Annotated in this window: 14 protein-coding genes, 1 pseudogene and 1 other annotated feature; of the genes and pseudogenes, 4 read left to right on the top strand and 11 right to left on the bottom strand. The window is 29.5% G+C overall.

Annotation, left to right across the window (positions count from 1 at the left end):
- Positions 1-266: 266 nt before the first annotated feature.
- Both JOC62_RS00670 and JOC62_RS00665 read right to left on the bottom strand, forming a co-directional pair.
- A complete protein-coding gene (locus JOC62_RS00670; RefSeq protein ID WP_204593231.1) occupies positions 267-950 on the bottom strand; it encodes a YitT family protein in 684 nt (227 codons plus the stop codon).
- A gap of 431 nt (positions 951-1,381) precedes the next feature.
- Positions 1,382-1,651 carry a hypothetical protein gene (locus JOC62_RS00665; protein ID WP_204593230.1) on the bottom strand — a complete coding sequence of 90 codons (270 nt, stop codon included), beginning with the start codon at positions 1,649-1,651 and terminating at the stop codon, positions 1,382-1,384.
- 301 nt (positions 1,652-1,952) lie between these two features.
- Positions 1,953-2,170 (top strand) — a binding site (T-box leader).
- A 296-nt stretch (positions 2,171-2,466) separates the two neighbouring features.
- Here JOC62_RS00665 and leuS point away from each other — a divergent pair.
- The 3 genes from leuS (at position 2,467) to JOC62_RS00650 (ending at position 6,170) form a co-directional block, all read left to right on the top strand.
- Positions 2,467-4,914 carry a leucine--tRNA ligase gene (leuS, locus tag JOC62_RS00660; RefSeq protein WP_204593229.1) on the top strand — a complete coding sequence of 816 codons (2,448 nt, stop codon included), beginning with the start codon at positions 2,467-2,469 and terminating at the stop codon, positions 4,912-4,914.
- A gap of 379 nt (positions 4,915-5,293) precedes the next feature.
- Positions 5,294-5,821, top strand: a complete 528-nt coding sequence (locus JOC62_RS00655) for a DUF5808 domain-containing protein (RefSeq protein ID WP_204593228.1) — start codon at positions 5,294-5,296, stop codon at positions 5,819-5,821.
- A gap of 106 nt (positions 5,822-5,927) precedes the next feature.
- Positions 5,928-6,170: a hypothetical protein gene (locus JOC62_RS00650; protein ID WP_204593227.1), complete on the top strand. Its 243-nt coding sequence runs from the start codon at positions 5,928-5,930 to the stop codon at positions 6,168-6,170.
- 249 nt (positions 6,171-6,419) lie between these two features.
- On the opposite strand, the gene JOC62_RS00645 is transcribed toward JOC62_RS00650, so the two are convergent.
- The 4 genes and pseudogenes from JOC62_RS00645 to JOC62_RS00630 all read right to left on the bottom strand — a co-directional run bounded on the left by JOC62_RS00645 (position 6,420) and on the right by JOC62_RS00630 (position 12,158).
- Positions 6,420-7,259, bottom strand: coding sequence for an AraC family transcriptional regulator (locus JOC62_RS00645; protein ID WP_204593226.1), 840 nt, complete (start codon positions 7,257-7,259; stop codon positions 6,420-6,422).
- 231 nt (positions 7,260-7,490) lie between these two features.
- Positions 7,491-8,359 (bottom strand): annotated as a pseudogene (locus tag JOC62_RS00640) (IS1/IS1595 family N-terminal zinc-binding domain-containing protein).
- 213 nt (positions 8,360-8,572) lie between these two features.
- Positions 8,573-11,251 carry a bifunctional acetaldehyde-CoA/alcohol dehydrogenase gene (adhE, locus tag JOC62_RS00635; protein ID WP_204593225.1) on the bottom strand — a complete coding sequence of 893 codons (2,679 nt, stop codon included), beginning with the start codon at positions 11,249-11,251 and terminating at the stop codon, positions 8,573-8,575.
- Positions 11,252-11,414: 163 nt separating this feature from the next.
- Positions 11,415-12,158: a hypothetical protein gene (locus JOC62_RS00630; protein ID WP_204593224.1), complete on the bottom strand. Its 744-nt coding sequence runs from the start codon at positions 12,156-12,158 to the stop codon at positions 11,415-11,417.
- A 187-nt stretch (positions 12,159-12,345) separates the two neighbouring features.
- On the opposite strand from JOC62_RS00630, the gene JOC62_RS00625 reads away from it, so the two are divergent.
- The gene (locus JOC62_RS00625; protein WP_204593223.1) at positions 12,346-12,675 is read left to right on the top strand and encodes a HesB-like protein; all 330 of its coding nucleotides are present in this window, start codon (positions 12,346-12,348) and stop codon (positions 12,673-12,675) included.
- Between the two features lie 190 nt (positions 12,676-12,865).
- Here the strand turns inward: JOC62_RS00625 and JOC62_RS00620 are convergent, their stop codons facing one another.
- The 5 genes from JOC62_RS00620 to yjbM all read right to left on the bottom strand — a co-directional run bounded on the left by JOC62_RS00620 (position 12,866) and on the right by yjbM (position 18,151).
- Positions 12,866-13,543, bottom strand: coding sequence for a hypothetical protein (locus JOC62_RS00620; RefSeq protein WP_204593222.1), 678 nt, complete (start codon positions 13,541-13,543; stop codon positions 12,866-12,868).
- A gap of 228 nt (positions 13,544-13,771) precedes the next feature.
- A complete protein-coding gene (locus JOC62_RS00615) occupies positions 13,772-15,124 on the bottom strand; it encodes a vWA domain-containing protein (protein ID WP_204593221.1) in 1,353 nt (450 codons plus the stop codon).
- 44 nt (positions 15,125-15,168) lie between these two features.
- Positions 15,169-16,254 carry an AAA family ATPase gene (locus JOC62_RS00610; RefSeq protein ID WP_204593220.1) on the bottom strand — a complete coding sequence of 362 codons (1,086 nt, stop codon included), beginning with the start codon at positions 16,252-16,254 and terminating at the stop codon, positions 15,169-15,171.
- Between the two features lie 13 nt (positions 16,255-16,267).
- Positions 16,268-17,041, bottom strand: coding sequence for a hypothetical protein (locus JOC62_RS00605; RefSeq protein ID WP_204593219.1), 774 nt, complete (start codon positions 17,039-17,041; stop codon positions 16,268-16,270).
- Between the two features lie 318 nt (positions 17,042-17,359).
- Positions 17,360-18,151, bottom strand: a complete 792-nt coding sequence (yjbM, locus tag JOC62_RS00600; RefSeq protein ID WP_204593218.1) for a GTP diphosphokinase — start codon at positions 18,149-18,151, stop codon at positions 17,360-17,362.
- Between the last annotated feature and the right edge of the window lie 34 nt (positions 18,152-18,185).

The following is an 18,185-nucleotide window of genomic DNA, read 5'->3' as shown; positions in this document are numbered from 1 at the left end:
TCAACATCTCTATATTTTTTAAAGAAATTTAATTTCAACCTTATTATATCATGCTATATTTTATTTGCAATAGTTTTCATAAATAAAATTTCAATTATTTTTATTATATTTTGAAATTTTATTTTATACAGTGTCTATCCTTAATTTTATTCTTATAAATTTTCTTATAACTACTTACTACTAAGCAGTGATATATATTATCGTCCCTAAATTTATTCAAAATAAAAAGAGTAGTTAAAAAACTACTCTAAAAAATCTATAATATACTACACTGTTAATGAATCACCTTTTATGTCCTCATTATTTTCAGCCTCTTCAGTACCTTTATCTTCAACACTATTATCTTGTATATCATCATTTTTGTATTCATATATAATACCTATTAATTTACCACTTATAAGCACAGCTACAATAGAAAACATAACTTGTATAACGTCTAGATAAACTAAAGATATTATAAGAATTATTGCATCACTTAATAAATAAACATGATTTACTTTAAGGGGTGTAAATTTATTACCTAAAAGTGCAATAACATCATCTCCACCTGACGCTCCTCCTCCACGAAGTACTAGTCCAGCTCCAATTCCTACAAATATTCCTGCAAACATACTTGCAAATAACATATGCTCGTTTAAATTTGGTACAACAAAGCCCATTCTTTCAAATATGCCATATGAAGTTGAAAAACATACTGTTGCAAATATTGAACATAATAAGAATCTCTTCCCAAAAAATCTTGCACCAAGTGCAAATAATGAGAAATCAATTATAAGATTTGTTATTGATGGTGAGATATCAAAGACATTTTTCACTAAGAGTATTAATCCTAATACTCCTCCCTCTGTTACACCATTTTGATAATTAAAATTATAGCTTCCAAAAGCTAAGATACCTGAGCCAATTATTACTAATAATATGCTTCTCAGGTTCTTTCTCGTCGAACACAAAATATCACTCTCCTAAATTCTTTGTTTGATATAAATTGTTTAAATCATTAACACCCTTATTAAAATTATATTATTATATTCAATTAATATCAAACCTGCCTATTTAGGTCTATTAGGACTATTTAAAGGCAATATGGATTCAATTGAATCCATCTCTTCCGTCATCATACTTCCTATTATCTCGTATGATTTCCTCTTAGTTCCTTATATTTTTAAAATATATTCATATACCTAGCCATCTTCTAATATATAACTTTTTCTTCTATTCTATAAATAGAAATGGCTTTGTTTTAAAATAATATGTAATTACAGATAAATTAAAGGATGCCCTATAAACACCCTTTAACCTTGTAATATTTTAATATTATTCGATTGTCCTATATTCATTAAAACTAAAATCAGAAAAATAATAATTACTCCATTTTAAATTACTAAAACCCTATACCTGAAAGCTCTGATGAATTTATTACTGTAATATCATTTGATTCTATTCCGATTTCTTTACATATTAATTCAATCAAATTCTCCTTAGTTAATTCACAATATGCATGGTAACTATTTTCACCAAATTTTGACCACTGTACATCCTTTTTTAATCCCGCATAATTATTAATATCAATACAGTCATTTTTAAATTTAACAACGTAGCACACTACAAATGCATCTTTAGAGAAAAATTTAAAATAATCTTTTACTGCCATCTGTCCCCCTCCTTTTTATGGTATAACACTCTACTATTATTCGTTAATCTATATATTTAATTATACACAAACGAGAGAGAAATATAAGCATTTTTTCCTATTTATGTATATATTAATTTCCTTTTTGAAACTCTTCCCTAAAGTAATTGAATGTATAAAATTCTCATGAATAAAAAGTTTTTATACTTATTTCTTTCTATCGATAATGCATTAAGTATAAAGAAAACTTAACTTATCTATCACTATTGACTTAAAGTTGTCCATTAATATATAATTATAAGAAATGATTACAATTATATATTTCATTGCTATGATTAGAAGTAGTACTATAACCTTGTAATTCCAGAGAGCTGTTGTTTGGTGCAAAACAGCATTTCAAATATAGGAACTTGTCTATGAGCTTACTTGATGATAAGTCAAGTACGGTTTAACCGTTAAATTATTGAGTGAGGAAGTTTTATTATATTATAAAATTTTCTAACAAGAGTGGTAACGCGGAAGTATCCTTTCGTCTCTTATATTTTAAGAGATGAGAGGTTTTTTTATTCTCAAAATATACTTAACTTATATAGATTAATACTATTTTTATTCTATATTTACAGTCTTATTCTTATATAAATAAGTACTATTTTCATCTTACCCAAGACCCCTAAAAATTTATAAAGTATATTAGTGGATTAAAGGTAAGTTAAAAGATTATGCTACATACTTTCACTCATTTATATAATTAAATTGTAATTTTATAAATGTAATTTATATTAAATAATAATTCTATTTTAGATTATTATTTTTGAAATATTAAGGAGGAATAAACTATGGGAAACTATGGAACTGCTATTGATAAGAAATGGCAAGACAAATGGGAAAAAGAAGAATTATATAAATTCGATCCTACAAAATTAGATAAAAAACTTTATGTATTAGAAATGTTCTCTTATCCATCAGGAAGTCAGCTACATGCTGGTCACTGGTTCAACTACGGACCAGTAGATACTTGGGCTAGATTTAAGAGAATGAATGGATACAATGTATTCCAACCAATGGGATTTGATGCTTTTGGATTACCTGCTGAAAACTTTGCTATAAAGACTGGTATCCACCCACAAGATTCAACTGATAAAAATATTGTAACTATGGAAGCTCAACTTAAGGCAATGGGTGCTATGTTTAACTGGGAAAATGAAGTTGTAACATGTAGACCTGATTACTACAAATGGACTCAATGGTTATTCTTAGAATTATACAAAAAAGGATTAGCTTACAGAAAGCAAGCTCCTGTTAACTGGTGTCCATCATGTAACACTGTTCTAGCTAATGAGCAAGTTGTTGATGGATTATGTGAAAGATGCGATACAGAAGTAACTAAGAAAGACTTAACTCAATGGTTCTTAAAAATCACTGATTACGCTGATGAATTACTTGAGAAGTTAGATGGACTTAACTGGCCAGAAAAAACTGTATCAATGCAAAAACACTGGATTGGTAAGTCAACTGGTGCTGAGGTTACATTCAAGATTAAAGATCATGATTTAACATTTGATGTATTCACAACAAGAGTTGATACTTTATGTGGAGTTTCATATGTTGTTTTAGCTCCTGAAAATAAATTAGTTGATAAAATAGTAACTCCAGAAAATAAAGATGCAGTTGAAGCTTATAAAGAAGAAACTGCTAAGCAATCAGAAATAGAAAGACAATCAATTTCTAAAGAAAAGACAGGAGTATTTACTGGTGCTTATGCTATAAACCCTATAAACGGAAAAGAAGTTCCTATCTGGGTTGGAGACTATGTTCTTGCTAGCTATGGAACTGGTGCTGTAATGGCAGTTCCTGCTCATGATGAAAGAGACTTTGCTTTTGCTACAAAGTTTACTCTTCCAATAAACAGAGTTATAGCTGCTAAAGATGGATCAGAAACTGAACTTCCATACTGCGAACATGGAGTATTAGTTAATTCTGGAGAATTTGATGGATTAACTACAAAAGAAGCTAAAGTTAAAATCGTTGAAAAATTAGCAGAAACTAATGAAGGTAGCCAAAAGGTTAACTATAGATTAAGAGACTGGCTTGTATCAAGACAAAGATATTGGGGAGCTCCAATTCCAATGATATATTGTGAAAAATGTGGAACTGTACCAGTACCTGAAAAAGATCTTCCAGTTAAATTACCATATGATGTTGAATTTACACCAGATGGTAAGTCACCACTAGCTAAGTGCGAAGAGTTCGTTAACACAACTTGCCCATGCTGTGGAGGAAAAGCTAAGAGAGAAGTTGATACTTTAGATACATTTGTTTGTTCATCATGGTACTACTTAAGATACCCAGATAACAAAAATACTGAAGCTCCATTTAATAAGGAACTTATAGATAAGATGCTTCCAGTTGATATGTATGTTGGAGGACCTGAGCATGCTTGTATGCACCTTTTATATGCAAGATTCATAACTAAAGCTCTTAGAGATATGGGATACCTAAACTTTGATGAACCATTTACTTCATTAGTTCACCAAGGACTAATCTTAGGACCAGATGGACTTAAAATGAGTAAATCAAAGGGAAATACAATCTCACCAGATGATTACATTAAAGAATACGGCGCTGACGTATTTAGAATGTACTTAATGTTTGGATTTGCTTACACTGAAGGTGGAGCTTGGAGTGATGACGGAATTAAATCTGTTGGTAGATTCGTAGATAGAATTGAAAGAAATCTTGAAACTGCAAGAGAAGCTATTAATTCAGGAAATTCTAAGACTACTGTAGATAAGGGTGAAAAAGAGCTTAACTTCTGGCTTAACACTGCAATTAAGGGTGCTACTGAAGATGGCGAAAAGATGCAATTTAATACTGCAATAGCAAGAATGATGGAATTTGTAAATGCACTATCAAAGTATAACAAAGAAGAAGTTGTAAATGCTTCATTCTTAAAAGAAGTTTGCGAAAGCTTTATAAAAATACTTGCACCATTTGCACCACACTTTGCAGAAGAACAATGGAGCCTATTTGGAAATACTACTTCAGTATTTAATGAATCATGGCCAATGTTTGATCCTAAGGCTTTAGTTAAAGATGAAGTTGAAATAGCTATCCAAGTTAATGGTAAAATCAAATCTAAGATAAACGTAGCTTCTGATCTTGATGAAGAAGGTATAAAAGCTGCTGCTTTAGCTGATGAAAATATAGTTAAGAATACTGAAGGTAAGAATATCGTTAAGGTTATTGTTATCAAAGGAAGACTTGTTAATATAGTTGTAAAATAATATTACATTATTAATTAGTTTATAAATATATAAAGGAACTTTGCAAGGTTTTGCAAAGTTCCTTTTATATTTCCTAATTATTATTTTATAAATCCTTAAATTCATGCTTAAAATAACCATAATTAAAGTATAAAAGTAATATTATTAATTTATAAAGTATACTAATAAATTAAATCTCGACATCATATATTGTTAATTGTCAATTCTCAAATTAGAAGTATAAATTACTGTTTTATATACATTAATATTATTTCTAATTACTTAATAGTTTCTTTATAATTTCTTTCCATTTTTTTCATGTGTTAATGATAATATTAAAGTATAAAATAATACGAAATTACATATACTAATTTCCATACATTAAGGAGGGATACAAAATATGATTATTAATATTTCTACAATTTTTCTTTACTTTAATTTGTTGATTTTATTTTCAATTGGATGTATCTTACCCTTTATGAGTAGTGATGATACAATCTTTGGAGTAAAGGTAGATGAATCCTTCGATTCTGAAATTAACTTTACTAAACTTTATTTTAAACATTATATTATAAGCTCTATATTTCTTTTAACTTTATCATTTATAACATTTTCAAAATATCCTAATGCTAATCTTTTTATACTTTTTACTATACTTATTGTATTTAATATATGTGTGAATTACTTAATAATAAATCATAGAGTGATGATGCTTTTTAACTCTAGCCAACTTAATAATCATAATACCATTATTCAAAGTAACTCTACACTTTGGAAACTTGGAATATTTTATTATAATCCAGAAGATCCTTCAATATTTATTCCTAAAAGATCTGGAAATGGTCTTGTGTTAAATTGGGCAAAGAAGACAACTTGGATGATAATAATAGTTCCGCTAATTCCTATATTTTTAATATTGTTTATTTAAGCTTTCCATAAAAAATTATATATTTACTATGAAACATAAATTACATTTTTCTTTAATATTAATATATTGAATATATGAAACTCTTTATTTAAAGGAGGTCATTTAATTGAATAGATTTAAAGAAAAATTTAGTTTAATAGCTGTATCACTAACTTCATTTTTGGCCATTAAAGCTCCAACTTGTGCCTTTGCAAGTAGTATCTTTAATCAAAGTTCTATCTACAAATCATTTTCTTTAATGTATTTTATTGCTTTTATAGTAATTCTTATCTTCTCAACTGCATTAGTTCTTAACTTTAATAAAAAAGTTAAGAAAAATCCTGACTATAAAAAAAGTCATAAACTATAAAAACAATTCTTGATCTAATATTCTATGAAGTTAACGTACTATATAATGCATTATATAGTACGTTAACTTTTTATATAAAAAGGAGCATATAATAAGTTATAAATTTTCTAACATTTTTGGCTCTGTTAGACAATACTAAGAATATAACACAAAAAAGTTAGCCCATTCAATTGAATGGACTATTTCGGATAACAGAATAACTGTTTTCTTGGTTAACGTTACTGTTGTAGCAGATTTATAAACCAGAATTTATACCTTTTCTACAGGTATCCAAATTTCGTTATATTCATCATCCGGATTTCCACAAAGTGGTGTATACATCTCAATATTGTAGTTACCTGCAAGCTTATATGCTTTGCAAGACGGCAACCACTCGCTCCATATCTTTGTGTTCACATCCTGCAACGCTCTTGGTAATGCACCACGACAAGGGAATATAGCCCATGTACCTGCCGGAATTACTTTTGTTTCGTAGCCCTCTGGAATCTCATTCCCCGGAATATAGTTATCGGCAATGAGATAATCAAAGTGCTTTCCATCACTGTCCATACATATTCCATACATGCCACATACAACTTTGCTCTCGCCGCTTTCCATATGCTCCTGCCAGAACTTAGGAATTTCACCATAAGAAGTTTCTGTATTGAATTTACGTAACCTTCCCATTACTGTAAACTGTGCCTTTTCGGCAATCTTGTACTCTAACATAGTACCACCCTCCAATGTAAGTTTAATTTTCAGCGGTGCAAAAGAATTCAGCTTACTGCCTTTTTTTCTTGCTGTGGAAGGACTTATCCCATGAAACTTAGTGAATGCTCTGGCAAAACTATCCGGCGAATCATAACCGTATTTCAGTGCAACATCAATCACTTTGATATTGCTAGAACAAAGTTCCTGTGCAGCAAGTGTCAGACGGCGATTCCTTATATACTCACCCACTGTAAATCCACATAATACATTGAATATTTTTTGAAAGTAGAAACTTGACACATATGCTTTATCAGCTATTTCATTTATATCAATATCTTCAGTTAAATTCTCTTCAATGTATGCAATCGCATTGGTAATACCTTCATTCCAACCATTCATAAGATGCTCTCCTTCCTTATTTCGCTGTAATTACATTATATTGACAAACATATATATTTTCCCGACTCTCATTGTCTTCTTATGTCGGTATGTAGCCGTTCATCATCTGATAGTCAAAATTTATAATTTATCGACTTACAAAATATATATTTTATAAATAATTATATATAAGTCTATACTAAAAATCTAAATATTATAACAGTTATTCACTTAACTAAATATAGCCTCTCTTTATCGATAGGTTACTATTCTAGTGTCTACACACGGAACCACACTATGCAGAAGGATGTGTTTACTACGTACAGATTCTTTTTTATCCATAAAGGTTTGAAGCCATTTAAACCAATAAAAGTAATTAATTAAGAATTTAGTCGATACTCCTTTAAATTGACGTAACCACCCTTTATACACGCTGTGTAAGGCATTTAAGTGGTTTATATAATATATATCCTCTTTTTGTCTGCCACGTTTGATTTTCTTATGGTCTAGGTTGAAATCTTTAGCAAACAGAGCATAGGATTCATGGCTATCCGTACAAATTATGGTTCCCTTTTAATGCATCCTTCAAATAGGCATGTTCAATTCTTCCCTTACAAACAGGTCTAGGCATAACGAATCCACTTTTCTTATGATTTCCTTTGTAGCTAATAGGCTTAAAAGTTTCATCCATATCAATAACACACTTAACTTATCCTATTCCCATCTACTCACGAATACAATCAAGTAGCTTATGTCTCATATAAAAATGAGATTTTAACGCTAACATCAATGTGTGCCGCACATTTGCGAATACTTATACCAAATAACATGTACTTAGCATATTCCATCCATACGTTTAATGGAATCTTTGTACAAGCTAGTGCAGATAAGGATACGTTATTAAAATGTTTTTTTCAATCTTTGCATTTATAAAGTTGTTTATTACCTAACTTTCCATTTTTAACAACAGAAAGTGAACCACAATGAATACATACTTGCCCACTATTAAAGCGGCGTTCTTTAAACTCAGTATGAATCTCACTAGGAACAAAATGAATCGCTAAAATTTTACTGATAAAACCAACTAGTTCTTTTAGTTTTCTAGGTGACAATTCTTTAATCTCATTTTATAAACTAACTAAATCTCTCATGTGTGGATCCTTTAGCATAGTATATTAGTTAGATTATAACATTTGTAGGTTTACCTATACAAATATACCAATTTAATCTAATATATCCATATTTTAAATTACAGTTTTAAGTTATTTTAATAGCAAAAAAGGAAGGTATTGACTAAACACTCTTCCTTTTTATAAAAATTATAATTTTAAATTTTATTCTTCCGTTCCTTCACCTGCATAGCCATAGTCTTCAGAATATTCTTCATCTACACTTCTGCCAGCCTCTTTAACAGCATCATAATTCTTATATCCATTATATGCATTTATGTACATTTGTTTTATTTCACTCATTAATGGATATCTTGGATTTGCTCCAGTACATTGATCATCAAATGCCTGCTCTACCATTTCATCTAAAGTTGCATAGAATTTATCCTCTGAAACTCCAGCTTCTTTAATTGATTTTGGCATTCCAACAGTTTCATTTAATTCATCTATAGCTTTAAGTAAGCTTTCTACTTTTTCATCATCATTTTCTCCTTGAAGTCCTAAGTATCCAGCAACTCTTGCATATCTCCACTTAGCATTTGGATATTTATATTGTGGGAATGCTGCTTGCTTTCTTGGAGCATCACTTGCATTGAACTTAATAACTTCTTTAATTAAAAGTGCATTTGCCATACCATGTGGTATATGGTGGAATGCTCCTAATTTATGAGCCATTGAGTGGCAAATTCCTAAGAATGCATTCGCAAATGCCATACCTGCCATGGATGCCGCATGAGCCATCTTTTCTCTTGCTTTAACATTCTCTGTTCCATTTATATAAGAGATTGGTAGATATTTAAATACTAATCTAATAGATTCAAGTGCTAATCCATTTGTAAATTCAGATGCAAGAACTGATACATAAGCTTCTAGCGCATGAACTAATACATCTACACCTGAAGCCGCTGTTAATCCCTTTGGCATACTCATCATAAGTGCAGTATCAATTATAGCCATGTTAGGTGTTAATTCATAGTCCGCTAATGGATATTTAACTCCTGTCTTTTCATCAGTTATAACTGCAAAAGGAGTTACTTCTGATCCTGTTCCTGCTGATGTTGGTATTGATACCATCATTGCCTTATTGCCTAGCTCTGGGAACTTAAATACTCTCTTTCTTATATCCATAAATCTCATTGCAAGCTCATCAAATTTAACATCTGGATGCTCATACATTACCCACATAATCTTAGCTGCATCCATTGGTGATCCACCACCAACTGCAATTATTACATCTGGATTAAATGAAAGCATTTGCTCTGCACCCATCTTAGCTGCTGCAAGTGTTGGATCTGGTTCTACATCTGTAAACATCTTAAATTCAATACCGCAGTCTTCTAAAACTTCCACAACCTTATCAGTATATCCAAGTTCAAATAATACCTTATCAGTTACTATAAATGCTTTTTTCTTTCCCATATCACATAGCTCTTTAAGTGCTATAGGTAGACAACCATATTTAAAGTAAGTTTTCTCAGGAACTCTAAACCATAGCATATTTTCTCTCCTCTCAGCTACACTTTTAATATTTAATAAGTGCTTAGGACCAACATTTTCAGAAACTGAGTTTCCGCCCCATGATCCACACCCAAGAGTAAGAGACGGTGCTAACTTAAAGTTAAATATATCTCCAATTGCTCCTTGAGAAGAAGGCATATTTACTAAAGTTCTTGCAGTCTTCATAGTAGTACCAAATTTATCCATTCTATCTTTTGATTTTATTTGATCTGTATAAAGAACTGATGTATGACCAAAACCTCCAAGTTCTATAAGTCTTGAAGCTTTCTTTAGTGCATCATCAAAGTTATGCGCTCTATACATTCCTAATATAGGTGATAATTTTTCATGAGAGAATGGCTCTTCAAGTTCTACTGATTCAACTTCTCCAACTAAAACCTTAGCATCTTGAGGTACTTTAACTCCAGCCATCTTCGCAATATTATATGCAGATTGACCAACTATTGCAGAGTTAAGTCCTCCTTTTTCATTTAATATAATCTTTCTTACCTTTTCACATTCTCTATCATTTAAAAGATATGCTCCTCTATCCATAAGTTCTGCACGAACTTCATCATATACCTCATCAATAGCAATAATGCTTTGCTCAGATGCACATATAACTCCATTATCAAAAGTTTTGGATAATAAAATTGAATTAACAGCCATCTTAATATGTGCTGTCTCATCAATAATTGCTGGAGTATTTCCTGCTCCAACTCCAATAGCCGGCTTACCTGATGAATAAGCAGCCTTAACCATTGCAGGTCCTCCAGTTGCAAGGATTATATCAGCTTCATGCATAACCTTTTGAGAAAGTTCAACTGATGGTTCATCAATCCATCCAATAATATTAGAAGGTGCCCCTGCTTTAACTGCTGCATCTAATATTATCTTAGCAGCCTCAATTGTTGCATTCTTAGCTCTTGGATGAGGTGATATTATTATGGCATTTCTTGTTTTAAGGGATATCAAAGCTTTAAATATAGCTGTTGATGTAGGGTTTGTGGTTGGTACAATTGCAGCAACGACCCCTATTGGCTCTGCAACTTTTGTAACCCCAAAAGTATTATCTTTATCTATTATTCCACAAGTTTTCATATCTTTATATTGATTATAAATATATTCAGCTGCAAAATGATTCTTAATAACTTTATCTTCAACTATACCCATTCCACTTTCTAGAACAGCTATTTTCGCAAGCTTTATTCTTGCATTGTTAGCTGCCATTGCAGCAGCTCTAAATATGTCATCTACCTGCTCTTGGGTATATGTTGCATATTCCTTTTGAGCTAATCTAATCTCTTCCATCTTTTTAGATAGTTCTTCTGAGTTAGTAACCTTCATAATAAATTCCTCCTAAGTATTTTAAAACTAAATATTCTTAAAGGTATTTTCTATACCAAAATATAAGCCATTACGTACTTTAGTAGTTTTAGAATTATTATGATGATTTATTCATTTTACTCTTTATTATATTTACTTCCTTTTCTGAACCCTTAAAATATCTTTAATCATTTAGGATTTCTTTAAACTCTTCAAGAACCTTTTTAACAAGTTTACTGTCTAATTGCTTATACCACTCTAAATATCCTGACTGTTGAAGAGCTGCAAATATATGCTTACTAAGTTCCATCCATATTTCAGGAATATATACCCATACTATATCTTCATATCTACAACTTAATAGGAAATGTTCAACACCCCAAAACACATAATCTTCGATATCAAGAGCTTCATTGAAGTGTTTATAATCACTAACTACTTGTTCTGTTAATTTGTACTCATATATATCAACATAAAAATAATCAAATTTTTCGCCCTTAACTTTATAAGCATCTTCATTAATTATTTTTATCTTTTCATTTTCACCAAAATTCTTTTTATAAAGCTCTATTATATCTTTTTCAAATTCATAAACAACTACTTCAGAAACTTTATCACTTTTAGCTATTTCTTGTACCACGTAGCCAAGTCCAAGTCCAACAATTCCAACTCTTCCATGTGCTTGCTTTATAATTCCATATGAGCTCTCTATTTCTCTAGGACTAAGCTTCATCCAAAATTTATCATTTCCTACAAGTTCTAAAATATCTATATCTATTTCATCATCATGTTCATAAAGGTATCCATGAATCTTTCCTTTTATTCCATTTGTCCTTATTATTTCATGATTATTTATTCTTCCTTCATGAATCTTTTCATTATATTCTTTTATTTTTTCTAATACAAAATTTCTGTCATATGGTTTCACTAAAAACCATCCTTTCTACATTTATATAGTATCTTACTTATAATAAATTCGCTCTAAAGTCTAGTATACCTTTATTTTTTTTATTGTACATAAATATTTTTAATTCTGACTGGTTTACTTTGAATTAAATTGTGTTATAATATCATTAAGACTATTTTTAATTTTAAAATAAGGACAGGTGAAAAAAATGAAAAATATGACAATAAGCGAAGATGCTTACAAAGAATTTAAAGAATTTTTAGACGAAAACAAAGTTGAAAATTATAATATAAGAATTAACTTAGGTGGAATGGCTTGTAGCGGTCCAGTATTTAACATAACTGTTGATGAAGCAACTGATGACGACGTAGTAGAAGTAGTTAATGACATAAACTTCGTTATAGAAAAAAGATTAATCGAAGAATTCGGTGGATTTATCTTACTTTCAGCTGAAGAAAATAATGGAAATGGCTTAAGCTTAAAACCAGTTATCGCTCCAGAAGGTGGTTGCGGTTCATGTGGTGGTGGATGTCACTAATTATAAGTAATTAAATTATCTTGATTACTTATAAAGCGTAGTATATATACTACGCTTTTTTTAATTAATTTATACACTCTCAAAAATAAAATAGAAAATCATTACAAAAATATTTCTTATAAGTTTTAATAGTTAAAAAATAAGAGTTTTATAATAGTTTAAGCTATTATAAAACTCTTATTAATATTAATTAATAAATTACTTTAGATACACTAACATCTCTTGTAAAATCATAATCTATATATTCACTACTTGTTCTATTAATCTTATTTAAAACATCTATCCAATATTTCTTTTTAACAACTACCTTTTCTTTCTCTTTACCATCTATACCTTTTAAGGTTGTTTCATTAAATTCTAAAAATATATCATTCATTTTAGTAGATAAATCTTTCATAACAATAAAATCCCTTAGGTCTTTTTCTTTAAGAAGAAGCTCATTTTTTTCAGTATTCATTATATTTATTAATGTATTGCTCAAATAGCTCTCAATTCTAGAATACACTTCATTCTCTATTATTGAACTAGTATCAATATTCTTTTTAAATAAACTATTACTATCATTTTCACTATAAAATTTATAATCATCCCATAGTTCTATTACACAATCTGAAATATCACTGTAATTTGTATACAGTGTTAATAGTTCCTCATTACTAATTTTATTTACTTCTATAGCCTTATTTACTATCTCAAGAGTTTTATCATTTTTGACTTTAATACTCTCTATATTTTTATATGAATTAATCCCAACTCTATGCTTGTATTCTATATTATCAATATAAACAAAAATGTTTATTAAAAAACTTATTAATAAAATTACTATGAGTATGATTGAATGATTCTTATATTTTTTCCCTTTCTGCATACTTATTCTCCCCCTTACATTAACAATTTTAACATAAAGGTTACAATTATACTACAAATAGAGTATTTTTTGATTAATTATTAATTTTAGAAAGCTTTTATTTATATTTTGTAAATTCAAGTTAACTTTTTGCCCGAAAATTTTCCAATAACTGAATTATTACTATATAGTATCCTCTACTGATAATTGAAACTATTTTATATACCTTCTTTTAATTGAATATATATTTTATCTATGCCATTCATGCCCAACTTCCCTCATCATTTCAATAGCTGCTGATCCACCTTCGCCAACTTTCTTTTTAACCTTTATATGCTTTATAACTCCAAACTTTTCTTTTAAAGAAAGCTTACCTTCTCCAGTTAATACCCATATAACATTCTTTAAAGTAGGCTTTACTGTAAGTTTCTCTTCACCTATACCATCTGTAAAATAAATTAAAACTCTATCAGAAAGTCTATTATCTTTTATATATTCAAATACTGGCGAGAATTTAGTAGCTCCATTTTTACTACTTCTCTCCTTTATATCTCTAGGTGTTCTAATATCATAAACTCGTCTTATCATATCATCACATTCAATAACTTTTATTTTATCTACTCTGCTCCTAGTTATAGCAAGTACCTCAACCATAATCTTACGTACATCATCTTCGCTCATACTAGCACTAATATCTATTGCTACAATTAATTCTGGAATGGTATCTCTTAAAGCTCCTCTAAGATCTACCCTATCTGGCTGTCTCCTATCTCTTCTAACTATGGTCTTCTTATATCCACTCTTTACAGTCGGAAGAATTCTTTTAAGAAACTCCTGCCAGTTTATTTCTTCCTTTTCTTTATACTTTGCAACTATATCTAATATATTTTTAGGAGTATCCCCCTTTATAGAGCTAATTGCAGTCTTTTTAGTAAGCTCTTTTACCCTATCTTTATCCATCTCGAGGTTTTCCCATACATCATGAGCTGATTCAGTATCGTACTCTCTTTTTATTTTATCGCTCTCATTCTTTTTCTTTTTATTCTTATTTTTTTCTTCTCGCTTTTTTATTGCCTCATCTATTTCTTTTGCATAGTATTCAACGGTCATTTCATCTTTTAAATTTATATTGTATTCCATCTTAACAGAATCAATTCTCTTGCACTCCATTGGAAGATGTTTTATAAATTGATTTATTGAAATATCCATAGCAACACTTACAGCTTCTTTACTATAAGAATTTTTAAGCTCCTTTTCTCTCTCATAATGATTAAACATTATATGATATATCTCATGCTTAAAGAGAGCTCCCATCTCCCGCTTTGAACTATTAAGAAATAATATTGGATTAAAATACATCTTAAACCCATCGATAGTTGGAATAGTTGCAAGTGGCCATGATATATCAAGCTTTATTTCCCTATCTACTTTAAGCATAAAGTTTCCAAAGAAACCTTCCTCAATTTCTATTTGATCTATTATTATTCCTTCAACTAAGTTTAAAAATTCTCTCTTAAACTTAGCTGAGACATCATTTATATCCTGAAAATTTAGAGCTTCTTTTAATAATAAACTCCTCTTGTCTTCAAATGCTACCGCCATACCATTCCTCCTAATCTATGGATTTATTTATACAATACTTATATCTAATATTCATATATAGCAAAGAACGCCTCTAAGAATTCATCTTCATCTAGAAGTCCTTCATATACCTTCCTACTTCCTTCACTCTTAATTTCCTTCATAATTCCAAGCCTTAAATCTCTTGGATAATAGTTTAATATTTCTCCAAAGATTGAAAGTTCATTATTAAATTCATCTAATCCATCAAGGTAGAATAAACATGTCTTTGCTAAAATATAAAGTCTTGAATTATTCTCACTTTCAAGTCTTTCTTTTATATGACTTGGAAGTATATCATAGCTAAATACTTCTTCAGCTTTAACCATTGGTTTCTTCTTACTTTTTATAAAGCTTGCAAAATCTGTTGATATACTTACTCCTAAATTACCTTTAACAGTACTTAAAAATACATCAAAAGAATATCTTTCTTTATTCTTCTTATATATCTTATAAGCTTTAGAAATTCTTTCATAGCTTCTTGGTGTTGCTTTTATACTATCATTTGAGTGTGGAGTGTGAAGGTATTCTGGGAATGTTGATATAAATTCAATTATATCCTCATCTATATTACCTTTCTTGCTCATTCCCCATTTAATCCACTCTTTAACATCAACATCCATTTCAAGCCAAACAAATCTATCTTCTTGAGCTGGATCCATATCAACTACTGCATATTCACTATCTCTATAATTTTCATATTTATTTGATGGGTTCATAGCAGCAAGTATCTTAACATTATCATGAAGAACAAATCCATTTATTTCTCTATTTAAAATTAGATTCATAAGTTCTTGCTGTACTGCATGTTCACATCTATTTAATTCATCAATGAAAAGCAATACTGTTCTCTCAAGATTAGTGCACTCACATACTTGAACTAACTTGTTATGAGTTGCATATTTAGTTCTTCCACACTCAACCGTTGGAAGACCTCCTATTTCTCCCTCTTTTAATAGATTTGCATCAATTGTAATAAGGGTATAATTATTTTTCTTAGCAATTTCACGTGCTAAAGCTGTTTTACCTATTCCACTTTCTCCTATAATTAAAGGAACGTCATTTCCTTCCATAACTAATTCTGCTGCACTTAAAACTTCTGAATATCTCATTTATAATCCTCCCCTAAAGCTTGCAATCTACTAAAAGCTTCTTTGTTTCTTTATCTCCATATTCTTTAATAAAAAATACTTTATCCATATCTAAAATCTCTAGATCTAAAAAGTTCCTCATATACTCTTTAGTCATTTCTTTATCACGTAATTTTTCAATTAATACATCCACTACAAGTTCTGGATCTATACTCTCATAAAGATATTTAACTACATTTATATTATCTTTTATAAATAGCTTCATCTCATCGTAAGAATAACCTTGAATATAATTTATAGCCTCATCATCTTCCATTATAGAAAGTCTTTGAACTTTAAGTGTTGGATTCTTTATAAATCTTATAGCTCCCCAATAATTTTTAACTGCAGTTTCTTGTACTTCTTCACTTGGATTTTCTATATATTTTATTGCATCATAGTCTTTTGATACTGCTAAAAGTTGCAGTTCTTCACTAGGATCTTTTACATATTGAATTGCCCAACCCTTAGTCTTTATAGCTTCCTTTATAACTCTTTCACTTGGATATTTTATATATTTTAATGAATTCCATAATGTTCTAACTGCAAGTATTGCAATCTCTTCATCTAAATTATCTATATACTCTATTGATAAAGGATCATTCTTTATTGCAAGCTTTTGAAGCTCAATGCTTGGATTCTTCATAAATTTTATAGTCATCCCATTTCTCTTAAGAGCTGCTATTTTCATATCTTCAGTTTGATTTTCTATATCTCCAATCTTCATTGGATTTTGTTCTATCATTTTAATTATACTTTTTTCATCCATTGTAACACCTCATAACACAATGTTTTTTACTTACACACTATAATATTTTCTTATTTATTATTTGCTTTATTAGCTTAAATTTATTATTTATTTAACGAACTGAAATTTATCATCAATTAACAGATACTGAATATTAAATATCTACTAATAATTATTATTTTATAATTATATCATTTCTTACCATTTTGCTCAACATTAGTTTTTGGAAAATCAGTCTATATAATTCATTATTTCTTTTAATCTTAATAAAAAAAATCAACATAATTTGGAAAACCAAATCTATGCTGATTTTTTTAAATATATTTAAATTTTTATATTTTAATCTTTATACTTATCCACTTCTTTTTTTATTGAGCTAAGTAAATTATTTAGTTCCCAAACATCCCCATTTTCAATTAATTTATTTAAGGATTTTTCATATCTACTTGCTTCTGGGATCTTCCCTAAAGATATTAACACTAGAATTTGATTCATTATGTCTGAAATAATTGCTGATTTTACTTCAAATAACTTTTGAGCATCTTTTATTTCATCTTTAATTTCTAGCATTTCTTCATCAAGCTGAAAAGCTGCATCTGCTGCACTTTTTAGTTTTTGCTTAAGTTCGACTGGTATTTGTTGTTTATATTTATAATTTAGTGAATGCTCTATTGTTGCCCAGAAATTCATAGCTAACGTTCTTATTTGAAATTCTGCTAGTATATCTAAAGGACCATCAACCATATTTACAGTATACTTAATAATCATATGGTAACTTCTATATCCACTAGATTTTACCCCTCTAACATAATCTTTCTCATATAAGACTTGCATATCTTTTCTTTCTCTAAGCAGTTCGACCACTCTATCTATATCATCAACAAACTGGCACATGACCCTTATACCAGCTATATCTTCCATTTCAAATCTTATTCTATCTACAGGAATTCCAAATTTATTAGCCTTCTCTAAAATACTTGATACTTCCTTGACTCTTCCAGTAACGAACTCAATTGGAGAATATTCTTTTCTCTTTCTGTACTCTTTTCTTATACTTCTTAGCTTAACCTTTAATTCCTCTACTGCCTGTTCGTAGGGCATTAAAAAACTCTTCCAATCATTAATCGCCATAAATAACCCACCTATTCCTATTACTACACTTTAT

Source organism: Clostridium sardiniense, assembly GCF_016907995.1.
Lineage (GTDB): Bacteria > Bacillota > Clostridia > Clostridiales > Clostridiaceae > Clostridium > Clostridium sardiniense.
The sequence above is the reverse complement of the archived record's forward strand: the minus strand, read 5'-3'. Positions and strand labels throughout refer to the sequence as shown.

Excerpts from the sequence above, each read along its gene's own strand:
- JOC62_RS00645 (WP_204593226.1), bottom strand. The coding sequence starts at position 7,259 with ATGAATGGTTGGAATGAAGGTATTACCAATGCGATTGCATACATTGAA.
- JOC62_RS00605 (WP_204593219.1), bottom strand. The coding sequence starts at position 17,041 with ATGGATGAAAAAAGTATAATTAAAATGATAGAACAAAATCCAATGAAG.
- JOC62_RS00615 (WP_204593221.1), bottom strand. The coding sequence starts at position 15,124 with ATGGCGGTAGCATTTGAAGACAAGAGGAGTTTATTATTAAAAGAAGCT.
- adhE (WP_204593225.1), bottom strand. The coding sequence starts at position 11,251 with ATGAAGGTTACTAACTCAGAAGAACTATCTAAAAAGATGGAAGAGATT.
- JOC62_RS00620 (WP_204593222.1), bottom strand. The coding sequence starts at position 13,543 with ATGCAGAAAGGGAAAAAATATAAGAATCATTCAATCATACTCATAGTA.
- yjbM (WP_204593218.1), bottom strand. The coding sequence starts at position 18,151 with ATGGCGATTAATGATTGGAAGAGTTTTTTAATGCCCTACGAACAGGCA.
- JOC62_RS00665 (WP_204593230.1), bottom strand. The coding sequence starts at position 1,651 with ATGGCAGTAAAAGATTATTTTAAATTTTTCTCTAAAGATGCATTTGTA.
- JOC62_RS00625 (WP_204593223.1), top strand. The coding sequence starts at position 12,346 with ATGAAAAATATGACAATAAGCGAAGATGCTTACAAAGAATTTAAAGAA.
- leuS (WP_204593229.1), top strand. The coding sequence starts at position 2,467 with ATGGGAAACTATGGAACTGCTATTGATAAGAAATGGCAAGACAAATGG.
- JOC62_RS00655 (WP_204593228.1), top strand. The coding sequence starts at position 5,294 with ATGATTATTAATATTTCTACAATTTTTCTTTACTTTAATTTGTTGATT.
- JOC62_RS00610 (WP_204593220.1), bottom strand. The coding sequence starts at position 16,254 with ATGAGATATTCAGAAGTTTTAAGTGCAGCAGAATTAGTTATGGAAGGA.